Below are 16,616 nucleotides of genomic sequence, written 5' to 3'. Positions count from 1 at the left end.
GTAAATAATTAACACTGTGATCGTTTTGGAATAATTATAAAAAATTGTCATACATAATTGATCACTTCTATTTTGCAAATCTTATTATTTTATCATAATTTTTTTATCTCGTATTTATTTAAATATTCAAGACAACGTCATAGATCGCAGGATTTTAAAAGTATTGATGTTACAAAGCATTTGATGGAATATCTTGGATTGTTTATGACATACGAAACAAACGAACGAGATTTCTACATTTTGCTCCATGAACTTTTAAGTAGAAATCCAGTGGATTTAAGGGAGTTTTTGTTCGGAAAATCTACAAATTACTAAAATTGAGATCAATTTTTAACTCATTATTCACGTCATCTTGATCTTTCGGTATAAAAACTTATTCGCACCATTTATAGGAAGAATTTCTAATAAAAAATCGATCAAAAAACTTATTCGCACTTAGGTTCTACAATATTTTTAATTTATAATTTAAAAAATCTTTACGCTCAACTCTCTTATTAACTGTTTGTTCTTTGGATTTTCTTAGATAGACTTTATGGAAATAAGTAATATGCGTAATTTATGAGTGCTATTGGAATGTCCGACAAAAAAAATATTAAGATAAATCGGAAATTATTAAATGTAGATCTTATCGATCAACGGGAGTATCAACTAAACATTGCTCAAATTGCATCCTGTAAAAATACATTGGTTGTTTTGCCTACAAGTTTAGGAAAAACAATTATAGCAATGTTAGCAATTGCTCATACACTTGAAAATGCACCCCATTCAAAGATTTTGTTTCTTGCTCCAACGCGTCCGCTAGTTCAGCAACATTACGATACATTTCATCGATTTTTTAAATCTAATGTACGTCTTTGTATTTTTTCCAGTGGTTTATCTCCAACTAAACGGGCTTTAAGTTTAAATGAAGCAGATATCTTCTTTTCTACCCCTCAAATAATTAAAAACGATTTAGAAGCAGGGCTTTATTCTTTGGAAGGTTTTGGCCATATTATATTTGATGAAGTTCACAAAGCAAGGAAACGTTATAGTTATACTCATGTGGCTGAAATTTATCTTTCTCAGTGCTCTTGTCCTTTAATTTTAGGTTTAACAGCCAGTCCAGGTAGAGATTTATTCCGGATTAACGAATTATGCCAAAATCTCCAAATTGAACAAATTATTTTTAGAAATCAAAATAGTCTTGATGTGAAAGATTATGTATTCCCAATTAACACAATAATTCAACGTATTGAATTGCCGAACGAAATTCTAAAAGCCCAGATGATTTTAGATACTGCTATTCGGAAAATACTCGAATATCTTTATGAACAAGATATTCTTCCCCGTCGTCGATTTAGTTCTAAATTTCAATTTATTCAATTGATTCAAGATCTGAAAATGGTCGATATTCTTTGTGATTCGCACATGACTGAAGATGAAAAGCAAAATATACTTCAAAAACAAGGTTTTCGTGGCTTAAACTTCCCACATCTTGCAGAACTATTTGATGTTTCACAATCTAGACAAATTCCAAATAAAGCTACAGCCATGGGTTATGCTGTAAATGGAATATATCTTGAACATCTAAAAGAAATTCTTACCACTCAAGATGTTCGTATGTTTTGGACATATTTACAGAAACTCCAAGATCGGTCCGATTCTGGAAATAAGCACTTAAAGCGGTTTTTACATTCAAAATATATTAATGGTGTGAGGCAAATACTTCGTTCGTGTAATAAATCACCGAAAATGGATCCCTTAATTAAAATTATTCAAGATGAATTAGCACAAGATCCTGAAGCTAAACTTATTGTATTTACTCAATACAGAGAAATGGGCACTTATATTGAAGAAGAATTGAATCGAAATTTTGCTATTTTATTTCCTGAAAAAATTGCATATCGATTTATTGGTCAAGCTTCACGACTTAATGATCCAGGGTTATCACAAAACGATCAAAAAAAATTACTAAATCATTTTTCTAATGGAAAATATCGTATTTTAATCGCAACATCAGTGGCTGAAGAAGGTCTAGATATCCCTAATGTGAATGCAGTAATTTTTTATGATTCAGTACCAAGTGAAATAAGATTGATCCAACGACGTGGCCGTACAGGACGCCATTCTATCGGAAAATGTTATTGTTTGGTGAGCCCTAATACACTCGATGAAATCTATCATCAAGTTTCACATTATAAAGAGCAAAAGATGCAATCACTTCTTATTCATCCAGAAAAAATTCAAACAATTGAAAAATTTCCCAGAACAATTGAAAGACCAAAATATCGTGTACAAACTCCCACCCAAATTGAAAATAAAAGGCAGAAATATAAGGAAAATCAAGAATTAATTAAGATTAACCAAATTATAGAAAATGTTAATGTTAATTTTTCACAAAAAAAAAAACTAACAAAAAGAAACAAAAAGCAAAGTGGTAAAAAAGAGGCTTATAATTTGATTTCAGATATAACTAAAGAGCTAACTTTTTTAGGAAAAAATAGAATTCTGCAAAATAAGCGACATCATTCAGAAATAAAATCAAAACACACTTTACTTTCAAAACACGGCATTACTAAGAAATATTATGATTGGATTCTATCTACAATGGAATTAGGTGGTGAATTGAAAGGTAACTGTCTATATTTTGAATTAGATGCATTATATTCAGAAGCACGAAATGAAGAGATCGACTCTATCAAAATTGAAATTACTATTGATAGATGTCTTAAAGCGGGTATTTTTCAAACTGCTGGAGCATATTTAACCTATGTCTATGGATAAAGATTAGATGTTCTATATTTTCAAATTTGTATTCGTAATTCTAATTACCTATTCACTCGATTCTGGTTCTAATTGAGCAAATTGTTCCCTTCCTTTTCGAATCCACAAATAGATAAACAATATAATAAGAACTGCAATAGGAATAGCAATAAAGACTAAATTTGAGGCTAAGCGGATCAAATACCATAATATTGTTAAGAAAGAAGCAAACCCTGTTAAAATCGGACCGAGAATTGCAAATACATTCACCAACCGCCTGATTCTCAAATATGTTTTAACATTTGTTTTCTTTATGATTTCTAATCGAGCAATACTTTTATCATCAAAACTTATTGTTCCTTCAAAATAAACGTCATGTTCTAAATCAATTTTTCCTGAAAGCATTCCTTCGCTTATTAAACTCATTAGGATGTGTTGTACTTGATCATGGCTTAAAAAAAGATTCTCAGCGATAAGTTTTAATGGGACAAAAGGTTCTTTAAAGGATTTTATCGAGAAAATAGTAAAGTTCAACACAAGTTCTCTTGCATATACTTTATTTAAAGTAGAAATTACAGATTCCTCAAATTGTTTTTGAAAGTTTGTCCATTCTTCTAATATATATGGTGAGTATTTTATACCAAACACCTTTGATTTTGCATTAAATTCTTTATTTGCTAGTTTTATTTCTTTTTCAGCATTTTTCAAGATTTTAAATAGATTTTTTGCTCGTTGATTTAATTTTTTGGCAGCTGTGATATATTCTTTTGCTCTAATTTTATTTTTTATCTCTAAATCAATTTTTCTTTGATTTTGTCCAACGAGGTTTTGCTTTTCAATAACTAATTCGTCCATTTTTTGGCGAAGGTTTTTTATTTCATTTATTTTTAATTCTTCTTCATAATTCTGAAAAGTTGTCTTAAAATCTTGCATGATATTTTGAATTCTAATTTTGAAATCATCTTCAATATCTAAGAAAATTTCTCCAAAATTTCCACTTTTTTGAAAAATTTCTTTTTTATGGTTTTTTTCTTGTAAAAGAATATCATCTAAGAAATTTTGAATAAAACTCCATTGATTTTGCAAGTATTTTGTGTGATTTTTATGCGATAATTTCGATGTAGTCTGAAATTCCTGTTCAATTTTGTTAATTATTGAATTTCCAAAATCTTCTAAACGTGAAGTAAAATCCTTAAGCATTTGTTCAAATTCTTTTGCTTGATTTGTTGTATTCTGTAATGAGTTTACTTGCTCTTTCATCTTATTTATTTTTTGATAAAAATGCAAGTATTCTTCATATATCAGATTGTTTTTCGTATTTATTTGATTATCTTGTATAAAAGTTTCAAATTCATTAGATTTGGTTTCTATATATTCATTAAACTCTTCAATAAGTGTATCGAGTTGTTCGCTTTTTTCCAAAAATTCATGATTGATTACTGCTTTGTTAAAATAATTTTGACTTAAATTTGCTTTTGCTTGTAATTCCCGACAACGAATTTCGCTTTCTTGTTTTAATTTGAGATAATTTCTCCAATTCTTATTGTGTATTTCAATTTTTCTTGTTTTATTATATATTCGTGCGTTAAGTAAGTTTTGAGATACTAACTGTTTTAGTAAAGAATCTGCTTCAGATATGCTCATTTTTAATATTTGAGCGATCTCAGCAATTTCAAACAAGTTTTGATTTTTATCTTCAGCATATTTAAGAATTTTTCGAATTTTTTCTTTTCGATTATAATGATCAATTATTTCTTGAATTTCATGATTATAATGCTGCTCAAATTCTTGAAATTGCTTAAAAGATAGAGATAAATCTATATTTAATTTAAGTTTTTTAATTTTATTGTATTCATCTTTTATTTGAGCTTGTATTTTTAAAAAATCCTTTTTTAATTTTTCAGCTTCATGATTATAATTATATTGGGATATGTTTTCATCATGTTTAATAAGGGATGAATATCTTTTTTTAAATTCAATAAGCTTTTGATTCAGAATGGTGATTTGGGATTCTACAATAAGTTGAAAATTCTCAGTATGAAATGAAATTTGATCCATAGTAATAGATTTTTGAAACGAACGCTTCTTTTGTTGAATTAGGGCTTCTAGTGAATATTGAAGCGAATTCCATTCTGTTATCAGTGCTTGATATAGGGGATTTAATTTGCGCGTTCCTTTGCGTTTTTTATTAAATTCCTTTTCAAAATTGTTGGTTAACAAATTCATATCATTAAAAATTTCAGCAAATTTTCTTCTATTCATTTCAAATGCGACTGAATAATTATTTTTAGATATTTCTTTTTTGATTTCTTCTTCAACTTTATTAATTTTTTGAAGAAAATTACTTTGTAATAATTCAAATTTTGATAGAGATTTATCCCAATAATCAAAGCCATCTTGATAAAAAACAAGTAATTGAGTAATATCTTGTTTATGTGAAATCCACTTATTAATAAGTTTATTACGCATTTGAGTGATTTTTGGTTTTTTACTTGTAATTCTCAAAGATCGATTTTTAATCCGTTTATCAAGCATATTTAAATTATCTTGTGTTAGTTTCAATTGTTCTTTTAGTTGATCTATTAATTTTCGATGATATTCTTGGTCAAATGTTTGTCTGAAATTTTCTTCAAAGTTTATTGCATTTTCAGTAATTTGGTTTATGCATGTATTTATTTCCTTTTCTAAAGAAAAGAGAAAATCTCTTTGTTGAATTTCATCTTTTAAGTTATCTAATTTTATATTCAGTATTTTTCTAATATTTCGAAAATCTGATTGAAGATTTGAATATAGGAGTTCCCACTCTTTAATTCGTGAATTAAGAGCATAATTTGGATTTAAATAAACAAATTCACTCGTAAAAGTTTCAATTGTTTTTCGGAAAAATGTAGCATCAATCAGGGTATTTTTAATTAAAAATTTCATATGCCCTTCTATTTTTTCTGGATTCATTCCAACTAAAATCATAGATTCAATATCATTTAAAATTCGAGTTTTTGCTTCTTTAATCTCATTTATCATATTGAATATGTCTATAAGGATTTCTTCCATCCGTTTTTTTTCATGTTGAATATCTTGCCAATTCAGTTGTTTGTCACAAACAATGATTTTTTCGATGAAATTTTCCCGAATATATAAATAGGAATGGAAAAAGAAAAAACGATTACGAGATTTAAGACTACCTGTAAAGAAAAATTCTTGTTCCATTTCTTGGATTAAATCACATATAAATTCAACTTTAATTCGATTTGTTCGACTTTTTGCCCGGTTATAATTTTTTACAAATTCATTAATATCGAATTGCAGAGAATTTCTTATTTCTTTCCTAATTTGAACGGCTAATTTTTCTTTAAATGGATTTAAACGATTTAAATATCGCCGAAAAACTATGTTATTATCTAATATTTCTAATTTGAATTGAAATTTTTGATTTAATAAAGAGATAATTTCATTTTCTGCTCCTGCAAATCCTCCTTCATTCGAAAGTGTGTCTGCATTTAACATACCTCTCTTAGATATATTAGTAAAAATTAAGTTTTCTACATCATTCAATAGAGAATCGAAAATACATGCATATAAGACAATTAACTGAAAAATAGACTTAATTGTATTCTTGGAGAAAAGATATTGTAAATCATTTTGCGTATGTTGATATTCGTGTCGAAGAAAAGACAAGAGATATGAATATATTGGCCCTGGTCGATAGGGTAAAAACCAACTATAAGTTTCTAAGGTGAAAACGATCCAAAAAGTATTCGATGGATCTGCAATAGTAGAATTTTTAAAATTAAAACCACCATTTGCTTTTTGAAGTTGGTGTAAAGAAATTAAATCACTTTCTTTTAAAGGATCTTGCATATTAAAAATTCGAAACAAAAGTAACTTAAAAACAATATTAGGTCCTTTGGATTGCTTGAGATTTGGTTTTAATTGCTGTATTATTTGATGTTGAATAGTTCGTGGGGAATTTCCTAATAATAGATAGAGTGTGGTAATGTAAAAAAGAATTTCTGCTTGGGATTTCCGAGTATTCTTTTTTAAATGAAATTGCAGGTCTAAAATATAGTTTTCCAAATATTTCTTTCGATTTCCATTCAAAGTCGCTAAATATTCAGTTAATTTTCCTGTTAAGGCGAATATATTTAAGATGTAATATGTACTTAAGATATCTGAATCAGTAATCGAAAAAGTTGTATTTTTCTTTTTTTTTGAGTTTTTCAATTGAGGATTTAAAAAACCAGATTTTTCATCTTCTGTAACTTCAAATTTAATCAAAGTTTGATAATATATTTCAAATTCACTAGTTTTTAATAATTTTAGATATTTTAAAGTGAGAATTTGCCAAAATAAAGTCTCTATATCTGATGTTTGGGAAAAATTATCACATTTTTGGAGTAATTCATTAATAAAACTTGGATAGAATATTTGCGGGATTGAATCTATAAATGTGAATGGTTTCCACTGGGGAAATTTAAATTCAGCCATGAAAAATTCAGTTCCACTGGGTTTTAGTGCTTTATTGGAAAGTGAATTGATTTTTTTTTTTTTTATTTTAGATCCGCCCTATCATTTTCAATTTTTAAATTCTAATAAAAAAATATCATCTGTCTATAAAATATCTTGCACGCCTAATAATTATCAGATAACCATTAATTAACATTGGATATTTTATTTCAAGCCATAAAAAGAAAAAAACAATAAAATAGGGTAGTTTTCCAATATAATAGGGATATACGCGCTTTATTCTTATGGATCATCAAAAAATTCTGCTAATGAACGAATTAAATCCTTTGTTACTACAATTCCAATTACATGATATGTTTCATCTACAATAGGTACTCGTTCAATATTGTATTGATTCATTTTTTTAATAATTTGAGGTAAACTTTCATCTGGTTTTCCCACTACAGGATTTTTCGAATAAATATCATCAACATGAAATATATCAGTTCCGATTAATGTTTTCGAAATTTGAATATCCCGTTGTGTAAGAATACCAATTAGTTTTTTAGTTTCTGGAGAAACAACAGGTAATCCACCAATATTCTTTTTAATCATTAAAATTTCAGCAGTTGAAAGCTTTTCCATTGGTTCAACTACTGTAACATCCCTGCTCATTATATTTTCCGCTTTGATTTCATGTAATTCCTTACAAGCTTTATTTTGGTCGCACATGCAAGATCAGTAAATCATTTTAACTTTAAGAAATTTCTACTTTTGATTTATTGAATGAATTTACAGCGAAAATTTCCACCTGATGAAATAAAAATTCAAAGAAGTTCATCAAATCAAACTGAAAACATAAAAAATTTTTTGATATCTCCTGAAATCGATTTGTATATCAGTTTAACTTGTAAGGATAAAGATGAGAGATCCAAATTACTACAAAATTTGATGAAAACTCCCAAAGAATATTTCATTCGAGTTAATCTTACTCGAATTTCAAGAAATAATTTAATTAATCACCTTAGTGAAGCATATCCATCTTATAATTTTTCTTTAACTTCTTTGGAAAATATGATTTCAATTCAAATTAAACAAGCACCAGAAATGGAAATACACACTCCAATTATATATTGTGATAAATTTGCAGCAGAATCTGTTATGATGGGGGCTAATCTTTATGTTCCTGGTGTATGTGAAATTGGCGGTAGATTTTCCAATAATATCTTGGTTTCTGTAATGTTGGATCCTCAAAAATTACCAAAATCAATTCATTATGATGAAAAACATTTTCATGTCGCAAATGGAATCACTCAGATCGCCTCAAAAAATTATCCAAAAACAATTTCAGGGATTATGGTTAAGACCCAACAATCGAAATTTAGTCTCCCACCTTATCGTCAAAGTGAATTTTATGAAAGAGGATTGATATCAGATCAAAATTTTCAGGCAAATCTCGCTACTCGAATTTTCGCTTATTTTATTTTAGAGTATTATTTCAAAAATAAGAAGATTCCTGTGATTTTTGATACGTGCTCAGCACCAGGACATAAAACATGTGCATTAGCAGAGTGGATACAATATTTAACCAAAAAAAGGGGAAATCCAAAATGGTTTCCAATTATTTCAATCGATCGATCAAAAAATCGACTTTTACATTTAAAACATGATATTAATCGACTGGGATTGGAAAATATTGAAGTGATTGCTTGTAAATTAGAAAAAATTGATAAAAAACACCCACAATTTGTTGGAACTGGTGATTTTGTTATTTTTGATCCACCATGCAGTGCACTTGGACCAAGACCAAAACTTTTCATTCAAAAATCAAAAGAAGATTTAGAAGCATACGCTATGAATCAAAGAAGATTACTTAAAATTGTACATAGACTTGTCAAACCTGGAGGATATTTAATGTATAATACTTGTACTTTTGCTATTCAAGAAAATGAAGGTATTATGGCCTATGCTATTAATAAATTAAATTATGAATTGGTTTCACTTCCACCAGAATTTGGATCTTTTGGTCATTCAGGATTAGATTATTCTGGGATTCCATCAGAAACTAAGTCCTTTATGCGCCGATTCTATCCAACTGAAGAAGACGGACAAGGTTATTTCATCGCATTATTAAAGCGAAAAAATTTTGATACTTAAAGCAAAATTATACGCTGCTGATGGGATAATATTAGGTACTCCAGTTCATGGACTATCTGTTAATGCAGTAATGAAGAATTTCTTAGATCGAATAGGAATGTGCGAATTAGTTTAATGCATATACATCAATTTATGGAAATAAATATATTGTTGGAATTGCAACTACAGGGCGTTTTGGAGCAAGAAAAGTTACAAAACAATTAGTGTCTCTCGTTCAAGGTGTTTTTCAATATGGATATATATCTGGTCGTTTAGGAATAGCACGTGATACGAAACCAATTAAAGAAATTCCAAATGCTTTAAATCGAGCTGAAAAAATCGGTAAAAAATTAGTTAAAGATATTGAATTAAATCGAAAATTTCCAGTTCAAAATTTATTTGGGAAAATGTTCGAAGATTTTTTATGCGTCCACTCTTCTTAAAAAATATTTTAGCACATAAAGATGATCTGATGGCAGGTGTGTATAAAAATCTAATACAAAGGGGAATTATTCAAGCTTAATTATTGATTTCTCCAATATAGCAAGGATAAATGTTTTCAGCATGAAATATCGCTATACCTTGAGAAAATTTAGTGTTTACCTTAAAAGATTGATTAATTTCTTTTTGCTTAATTAAATCAAGTAGAGGCTTAATTACACCTGAATCGTACCCCAATTGCCATAAGGGTATCTGTATTTGTTTTTCTACTTTTTTTTTTTGTAATATAATAATTAAACAGCGAGATTTCGAAAAACGTGCAAAAGCAAGAATTTCAGAATAAGAGTCTTCGTTTTCTGATGAATCATTTGTGTCAAATTGAAAATTAAAAAAAGATCCAATTTGTAATTCAGAATATTCTTTTCGTAAAAATATCATTTTCTTATAAAATTGCCGTAAATTGGAATTCCATCTGGATTTCTCCCAAATCATTGGCTGTCGATTGGCAGGATCAGAAATACCCTCCATTCCATTTTCATCTCCATAATAGATCATCGGTATTCCAATGTAAGTGAATAAAAAACACACCGCCATTTTCATTATTGATTCATTTTTTCCTATTGCCGAAAATAATCTTGGAACATCGTGGCTGTCTAATAAATTAATTTGGATAAGTTGAAATTGAAAAGGTAGCTTATTACGATAAATTTTCATCTGTGTAATCATATCTGAAAGTGAAAAATAATATGAAAATGAAAAACAACGAAATTCTTTATTACTTAATGCTTGAATTCCATCATTTTGGGTTAGCCATCGAATAAGAGGAGAATAAAATCCACAATAATTAGTGATTGCATCAAGTTTATGATGATTCACTAATTCAGCTCCATCATAAAAGCTTTCACCAATAATAAAAGAATTAGGATTAACTTCTTTTAATTGAACACGAATTTCTTCCCATATATTGATCTTTTTTCCTAATGAATCATATTTCCCAACCATATTTGCACAATCAAATCGCCAACCATCAATGTTATATGGTGCTTTCATCCAAAATTTAAGAACTGAGTCTGATTTTCGATAGATTTGATCTTTAAGTTTATCAGAATTATAATTTAGGCGAGGAAGGAGTTTATAATTCTTCCACGCATCAAAACTTTCTGGATCTTCATTATAAAACCGATAAAAACTTCTATGTGGATCATTTGGTGATGTATATGCACCTCCTTTGTTGGGGTCACCATTTCTATTAAACCATGGGTGTTTATCTCCCGTATGGTTGATTACAGCATCTAAAATAATTTGAATTCCTTGATCATGCAAATCTTGTACCAATTGAGCAAATTCTTCATTGGTGCCAATGTGTGGATCAATCCTATAGTAGTCAATTGTGTCATAACGATGATTGGAATTAGCCATAAAAATTGGATTTAAATAAATACCATTTATTCCCAAATCTTGAAGATAAGATATTTTTTCTTTAATTCCTGCTAAATCGCCGCCATAAAAATGTAGACTAGTATAATTTTTTCCATATTCTCCAGGAATCTCATTCCATTCACAATGAACTGATTTTTCATTTCCTCTACAGATTTCGTTATCTTTTACATCAATATAAGGATTTCCATTGCAAAATCGATCAGGAAAAATTTGATAAAATACTGTTTTAGTTACCCATGATGGGATTTGAGCATCTGCAATTATGGTGAAGCTATATTCATCTGGAGGTGATATTCGAGTTATTCCTAATCCCGAATACCAAAAATGTTCTTGTTTTGTTAAAATCCTAAATCTATACTTTAGTTCACAACATTGTAATTCTATATTTGTAGAATATATTTGTAGATTTTGCGAGTGATTATTTATTAATGAATTATTTCTTTTTAAAATGGTTTTTTTTTGCATTTCAATATTAATTTCTTCACCATCTTGAAAAAAACTGAAGAATATTTGAACGATGGGAGAATTTTTTAGCATTTGGATATGAATATGAATGTTTTCTCCCTTTTTTGGGTTAGCTGGGAAGACAAAATTTCGACTACCATCGTGAAATACACTTTTCTTCCAATCATATTTTCCTATATCCATAAACTCAAACTCATTCTTAATTAAGGTTTCAAAATTGAAATATTTTTGTAATTAAAGAAAAAAAATGTTTGATTCTTTAATACTTCAAATTCTTCTGAATAAATTATTTTCATTTATTTAACCATATAAAAAACGTAAAAAATATCAGTAAAAAAGCAGTTTTAAATATCTTGAAACAGAAATTTGTTTCTATTTGGTGTAAATTTCAGTAATACGAGATTTTTTGATTTAGGACCTTCAGGCCAAAACATTTGTAATGCCTCTCGCCATAAATCTTCTTTAATATTTACATCGTCAATTATTTTCATCGTTCCAAATAAAATTACCTTTTCTCTGCGGAAAGGATCTTTATAATTAAGAATTACATTACTATTCTCCATAATATCTTTTATCTTTCGTGTATTTTTACTCGTTCCAAACCATATTGCATCTTCATCTTGAGGTCGCGTTAACACTGTCATTTCACGCCCACGAATTTTATGATTTGATGAATAAGTATAAAGAATGACTACTTGTCCATAAATAAAAATTTGAGAAATTGGCTTCATTTTAATTCAGTAACAATCTTAGGAAAATGATTGACAAAAATATATCTCTTTGAAAAAATCATTATTCAATGGATTTTAATTATTTTTTATAATTATATTTAAATTTCCAGCCAAATTTTAGGATCTTCTAATCCTAAATACCAATAGCATGCACCTGAAAAGGGATAATTGCTGAAAAGTTCAAGTTTTTTCATAATTGTTGCTGAATCGCTGTAATATGCAATATGATTTCCATCTCCTATAGAATATGTAAGCTTTAATTCGTAGGCATCTTCAGTTCTCTCAATCTTTGTTCCTCCTTGTTTTGCTATTAAATCAAATGTAGAAAAACCATCAGAAAACGATGAACCTGAATCTATTCCCCAATCATAGCCATATAAAGGAATTCCCATAAAAATTTTTGAGTAATTTGTTTTATTTGGATCAATTTGTGATAAATATTTCTCCACATTCATAATCCATGATAGTGGCGATATTTCCCCAGGTGTCGACCAAGGTCCATGATAATCATAAGTCATAATCATCATCCAATCTACAATTTGTAATATTTTTTTATAATTAAATGCACCGCCCCAGCCATTTAAATCATCCCAAGTTTTTGCTGGTACATCAATAGATATAATCCATTCTTTGGGTAGATTATTTCGAACATATTTTAAAAAATTCGTGTAATTTGCTCGGAGTGTTGAAGGAATATTTTCAAAATCTAAATTAAATCCTTTAAATCTTAAATTATATGAAATCATTTGCTGATCTTGAATATTTATGATTGATTGTATAAAATTTTCTTGTGAACTTGGTGATGAAAGAAGATTTGAAATTAAAGTTGCATTAAATCCATCATTATAATTTGATATAAGTGGGTGAATTTCAATTCTATATTGCTTACAAAGTTGGATAGTTTGGTTAATTTGTGAATTATCTAAATAAGAATTCCATATAACAGTTCCGTTATTGTAAATTCTAAACCATACTGGAGAGATATAATCAATTTTTTCTGCATGCTCCTGCAAAGCAGTAAATGATAGATTATTCCATGAAGCAAACCAAAAGAAGGATTTTTGATGAATATACTCTCCAGATTCGATGAAATAAACTTGAATATGTGGATAAAGCAAAAATCCTCCAATAATTCCCGTCGTTAGTAAAAATACAATAAAACTAATGAAACAAATTTTCTGATTTCTACTTTTTTTTTTTTTGAAGTATTTTTTTCTCACAATAATTATTACGAAATTAGTTGCATATACTTTTTTATATTTTGTCTGTTCCATTATAGCTATGGGAATTAGTACAATTATTTTAATGAATCCTTCAGGTGTGCCATATTTTTCCGGAAATTACATTTGTCCAAATGGAAACAATTGTCATGTATATTCAAAAGATGCTGTTGTTCAAAAAAACCCCTCATTAGTTAGTGGGTTCTTTTCTGCAATATTTTCTATGTCTACTTTCTCTGGTGGTGATTTACGTCAGATTAGTTTTGAAAAATTCCAATATCTCGCTGCTTCTGCACCTAATGTAATTATAATAATGGCTATTACGATTGAAGATGAAATAAGTGATTATGAGAACCGTGTTCGTTTGTGTTTAGAAATTTTTACTAAAGAATTTGGTCATATTTTAGAAGATTGGAGGGGAGATCAGCAAATCTTTAATCAATATCAAACATTGTTAGAGGAATCTAATGTTTTCGATAACGAGCCTATGTATCGTAAAAATTGTATTGAATGTGAACACGATCAAGATTGTATTTTTAGAATGGTTACAGGAAAACAAGGTATGGATATTAAGGAAAAAATGGCGCAATACCCTCATCGTAATTTTTTCCAAAAATTACCTATCCTAATCCGGGAAGTTATGAAATATCGAAAGCAGTTAAAGAGATTTCACAATTTCCGATCTGCTTATGAACAGAAAAAAAAAATTCAACCTGATTTACATATCGCGGATTTTAAGCCTAAATTTAACTCTTTTGATTGAACAATTTCCAAAAACTAATTTACACTTTACTAGAAGAAATCTTTTTGTAAAAATCCATCTTATTATCAAATGATTTATAATGATACTCTTTTTTATTCTCACACCCATTGAAGGCTCGCCAATTCTGCATTATCAAGATGACAGAGCATTCCAAAAGATTATAGGAGAAGCAGTTCCTGATCCTTTCATAATCATTCAAATGGCTAAATCATTATATCTTATGGGAAAAGAAATGCAGACAGGTGGGCTCCAAAAAATGGATATGACATCCTATAAATTATTTACCCATTTAAATGAGAATTTGTTGCTTATAATTGGTGTTCATTTCAACCGACGCAACCAAAAGAAATTTGAGACATTAAAAGAAGCTCTTCCTGAAATCCACTCTCAATGCTTAAGAATAGTTAAAAAAGCAGAAAAAAAAATGGATAAAAATATAACCGAATTACTTGATAACATCGAAATAAATGAGATTATCAAACCTTTTCCATTATTACGAAAAGAATTCAGACATTTATCTTCAAAACTCTAAGCAGTTAAAATTTCGTAAAATTCGCAATGTGTTTAGGGTTAAAATTCCCGCCCAATTTTGTTTAGCTGTGTTCCAGAAAGCGTCATATTGATCCCACTGCCAACTCGGCTCGATCTGAGTGTTTTCTTCAAGTTTTTCGATACACCATTTAATATTTTCATTTAGTAATTCAATTGGTATTCTAAATGGATTTTTATCTGGATGATTTACGAAATCTAAAGGTTTAGGTACATAATCTTCCCATTTGGCTAAATCTGTTTCAATAAGGGAATTAATTGCTTTTTTAAGTGTAGAAAGTAGAATTTTTTGATACGGCTCATCAACTAACCAATAGAGACGAATTGCACAATAAATTTCGTGTTCTGAAGGGAATACCTTTTTTTCTGATAGATATTTGATTACAAATTTGGTTGTGGCTTCAATAAAATCTTGATACTGCTTTTCGGGGAGTAGATTTCTATAATGATAAAAATAACCTGTTAATTCAGCACTTGGATTTGCCCAAGATTTGTCAATTATGGTCATTTGAGTTAATTCATCCCAATGCCACCATGGAGCATGTGGGAAATCATTGATCTCAGGACGAACAGCATACCAACCCCTGCGATTAATATCAAAACTAGTTATCAAAGAGTGAAGTGCAAGAGCTATTTTTTGATCTATTTGATTCTCTACTCTAGTGAATAAATCATTACTGATGAGAGTTCCACCATTGCTCATTTTTTGATTAATTTCATATTTAAGTTCATGGAGTAATCGCAAGCCTACAGAAGTTGCCATAGGAGTAGACTGTGGTAGATGGAAATCTGGTTCAATTCCCATCCCAAATCCCCCATCTCTATTTTGATATCGTGTAATTTCTTCTAAAACAAGTTCGGGAGATCCATTTTCAAAAAGAAAAGAAAAGAATTTTTTTTCCAAATTACGTGCATTTTTAAATAAGGTAATTCGCACTTTTTCAAGCGTGTCTTTAGAAAGAATAAGGGAATAATGCATTATAGGGGAAATAATACAAAGAAGTATTAAAAAAATATTATTTTTGATTAATTTTTCCCTTTTTCATGTATCTTGTGACAATTTTTTACTGATCAGAAGTGCTAAATGCTTTAACCAGATGGAATATTAATCTCGAATTATTATTATAAATAGGCCATTGAATTTGAACACTTTCTCAGATGTTTTATGCCCGAGAAGGAGCAATTCGCATTGAAATTCCGCAACGAACAAACAGTACACCACCTTTTACTAAAGATCAGTTAAAGTATAAATATATCGATTTGAAACCGTTAGCCCAAGATAATTATGAGAATTTGGGTTATGAAAGAGATAGAATTCCAAAGAAATCAATAAAAAGGTAATCCTTTTACAGAGAGATTAAAAAATCCCTAAAATTTATTTGAAATTAAAGTATAACGCTTTGATAGAGTTATTTCGTTCGGTTTGGAGCCAAAAGATGTCTTTCAACAATGCAACAATAAAATAACTCTGCTTGTTATCCAGCCCTAAGTTGTATCGAATAGAATGTTCACAAATGAGTTATTATTTCCAATTCTTGATTTTGTCCATTACTCTTCATGTTAAAACGAAGAAAAGTCAATTCCAGCAATACTTTTTATTTTTTCAAAATCTTGTTTGTCCCGAGTAATAATTCTCGAAATCCCCATAGATAATGCAGATCCAGCAATCAAACAATCATTTTGCTT

Annotated in this window: 13 protein-coding genes; 7 read left to right on the top strand and 6 right to left on the bottom strand. The window is 28.9% G+C overall.

The features are described from left to right. Positions 1–573: 573 nt before the first annotated feature. Entirely contained in the window at positions 574–2,763 is a 2,190-nt protein-coding gene (locus ACXLDF_RS02995) for a DEAD/DEAH box helicase (RefSeq protein WP_457557010.1), read from the top strand. Positions 2,764–2,811: 48 nt separating this feature from the next. Here the strand turns inward: ACXLDF_RS02995 and ACXLDF_RS02990 are convergent, their stop codons facing one another. Further along, positions 2,812–7,227 (bottom strand): PCI domain-containing protein, encoded by a 4,416-nt coding sequence (locus ACXLDF_RS02990; protein ID WP_457557009.1) that lies wholly within the window; start codon positions 7,225–7,227, stop codon positions 2,812–2,814. A 261-nt stretch (positions 7,228–7,488) separates the two neighbouring features. Continuing rightward, positions 7,489–7,917: a CBS domain-containing protein gene (locus tag ACXLDF_RS02985; protein ID WP_457557008.1), complete on the bottom strand. Its 429-nt coding sequence runs from the start codon at positions 7,915–7,917 to the stop codon at positions 7,489–7,491. A gap of 54 nt (positions 7,918–7,971) precedes the next feature. On the opposite strand from ACXLDF_RS02985, the gene ACXLDF_RS02980 reads away from it, so the two are divergent. The 3 genes from ACXLDF_RS02980 to ACXLDF_RS02970 all read left to right on the top strand — a co-directional run bounded on the left by ACXLDF_RS02980 (position 7,972) and on the right by ACXLDF_RS02970 (position 9,764). Further along, positions 7,972–9,342 (top strand): methyltransferase domain-containing protein, encoded by a 1,371-nt coding sequence (locus tag ACXLDF_RS02980; protein ID WP_457557007.1) that lies wholly within the window; start codon positions 7,972–7,974, stop codon positions 9,340–9,342. Next, positions 9,332–9,457 (top strand): NAD(P)H-dependent oxidoreductase, encoded by a 126-nt coding sequence (locus ACXLDF_RS02975; protein ID WP_457557006.1) that lies wholly within the window; start codon positions 9,332–9,334, stop codon positions 9,455–9,457. Before ACXLDF_RS02980 ends, ACXLDF_RS02975 begins: the two co-directional genes overlap by 11 nt. An 88-nt stretch (positions 9,458–9,545) precedes the next feature. Further along, the gene (locus ACXLDF_RS02970) at positions 9,546–9,764 is read left to right on the top strand and encodes a hypothetical protein (protein ID WP_457557005.1); all 219 of its coding nucleotides are present in this window, start codon (positions 9,546–9,548) and stop codon (positions 9,762–9,764) included. A gap of 76 nt (positions 9,765–9,840) precedes the next feature. Here the strand turns inward: ACXLDF_RS02970 and ACXLDF_RS02965 are convergent, their stop codons facing one another. The 3 genes from ACXLDF_RS02965 to ACXLDF_RS02955 form a co-directional block, all read right to left on the bottom strand. Continuing rightward, on the bottom strand, positions 9,841–11,850 hold the full coding sequence (locus ACXLDF_RS02965) for an alpha-amylase family glycosyl hydrolase (RefSeq protein ID WP_457557004.1): 2,010 nt from the start codon (positions 11,848–11,850) through the stop codon (positions 9,841–9,843). 161 nt (positions 11,851–12,011) lie between these two features. Continuing rightward, entirely contained in the window at positions 12,012–12,398 is a 387-nt protein-coding gene (locus tag ACXLDF_RS02960; protein ID WP_457557003.1) for a pyridoxamine 5'-phosphate oxidase family protein, read from the bottom strand. Positions 12,399–12,496: 98 nt separating this feature from the next. Beyond that, the gene (locus tag ACXLDF_RS02955) at positions 12,497–13,672 is read right to left on the bottom strand and encodes a glycosyl hydrolase family 18 protein (RefSeq protein ID WP_457557002.1); all 1,176 of its coding nucleotides are present in this window, start codon (positions 13,670–13,672) and stop codon (positions 12,497–12,499) included. 7 nt (positions 13,673–13,679) lie between these two features. On the opposite strand from ACXLDF_RS02955, the gene ACXLDF_RS02950 reads away from it, so the two are divergent. Together ACXLDF_RS02950 and ACXLDF_RS02945 are read left to right on the top strand one after the other, a co-directional pair. Next, positions 13,680–14,381, top strand: coding sequence for a hypothetical protein (locus tag ACXLDF_RS02950; RefSeq protein ID WP_457557001.1), 702 nt, complete (start codon positions 13,680–13,682; stop codon positions 14,379–14,381). A gap of 79 nt (positions 14,382–14,460) precedes the next feature. After that, on the top strand, positions 14,461–14,913 hold the full coding sequence (locus ACXLDF_RS02945; RefSeq protein ID WP_457557000.1) for a hypothetical protein: 453 nt from the start codon (positions 14,461–14,463) through the stop codon (positions 14,911–14,913). On the opposite strand, the gene ACXLDF_RS02940 is transcribed toward ACXLDF_RS02945, so the two are convergent. Next, entirely contained in the window at positions 14,902–15,909 is a 1,008-nt protein-coding gene (locus ACXLDF_RS02940; RefSeq protein WP_457556999.1) for a hypothetical protein, read from the bottom strand. The two genes, ACXLDF_RS02945 and ACXLDF_RS02940, sit on opposite strands and share 12 nt — an antisense overlap. Positions 15,910–16,088: 179 nt before the next feature. Between ACXLDF_RS02940 and ACXLDF_RS02935 the strand changes: the two genes are divergently transcribed. After that, entirely contained in the window at positions 16,089–16,271 is a 183-nt protein-coding gene (locus ACXLDF_RS02935; RefSeq protein ID WP_457556998.1) for a hypothetical protein, read from the top strand. The last annotated feature ends 345 nt before the right edge of the window (positions 16,272–16,616 follow it).

The sequence above is a fragment of the Candidatus Harpocratesius sp. genome, from assembly GCF_054039255.1.
This window is presented reverse-complemented; position numbering and strand designations above follow the sequence as displayed.

Bases quoted from the DNA above. Each gene is read 5' to 3' on its own strand.
- ACXLDF_RS02960 (WP_457557003.1), bottom strand. From the start codon at position 12,398: ATGAAGCCAATTTCTCAAATTTTTATTTATGGACAAGTAGTCATTCTT.
- ACXLDF_RS02990 (WP_457557009.1), bottom strand. From the start codon at position 7,227: ATGGCTGAATTTAAATTTCCCCAGTGGAAACCATTCACATTTATAGAT.
- ACXLDF_RS02985 (WP_457557008.1), bottom strand. From the start codon at position 7,917: ATGTGCGACCAAAATAAAGCTTGTAAGGAATTACATGAAATCAAAGCG.
- ACXLDF_RS02940 (WP_457556999.1), bottom strand. From the start codon at position 15,909: ATGCATTATTCCCTTATTCTTTCTAAAGACACGCTTGAAAAAGTGCGA.
- ACXLDF_RS02980 (WP_457557007.1), top strand. From the start codon at position 7,972: ATGAATTTACAGCGAAAATTTCCACCTGATGAAATAAAAATTCAAAGA.
- ACXLDF_RS02945 (WP_457557000.1), top strand. From the start codon at position 14,461: ATGATACTCTTTTTTATTCTCACACCCATTGAAGGCTCGCCAATTCTG.
- ACXLDF_RS02965 (WP_457557004.1), bottom strand. From the start codon at position 11,850: ATGGATATAGGAAAATATGATTGGAAGAAAAGTGTATTTCACGATGGT.
- ACXLDF_RS02955 (WP_457557002.1), bottom strand. From the start codon at position 13,672: ATGGAACAGACAAAATATAAAAAAGTATATGCAACTAATTTCGTAATA.
- ACXLDF_RS02995 (WP_457557010.1), top strand. From the start codon at position 574: ATGTCCGACAAAAAAAATATTAAGATAAATCGGAAATTATTAAATGTA.
- ACXLDF_RS02935 (WP_457556998.1), top strand. From the start codon at position 16,089: ATGTTTTATGCCCGAGAAGGAGCAATTCGCATTGAAATTCCGCAACGA.
- ACXLDF_RS02950 (WP_457557001.1), top strand. From the start codon at position 13,680: ATGGGAATTAGTACAATTATTTTAATGAATCCTTCAGGTGTGCCATAT.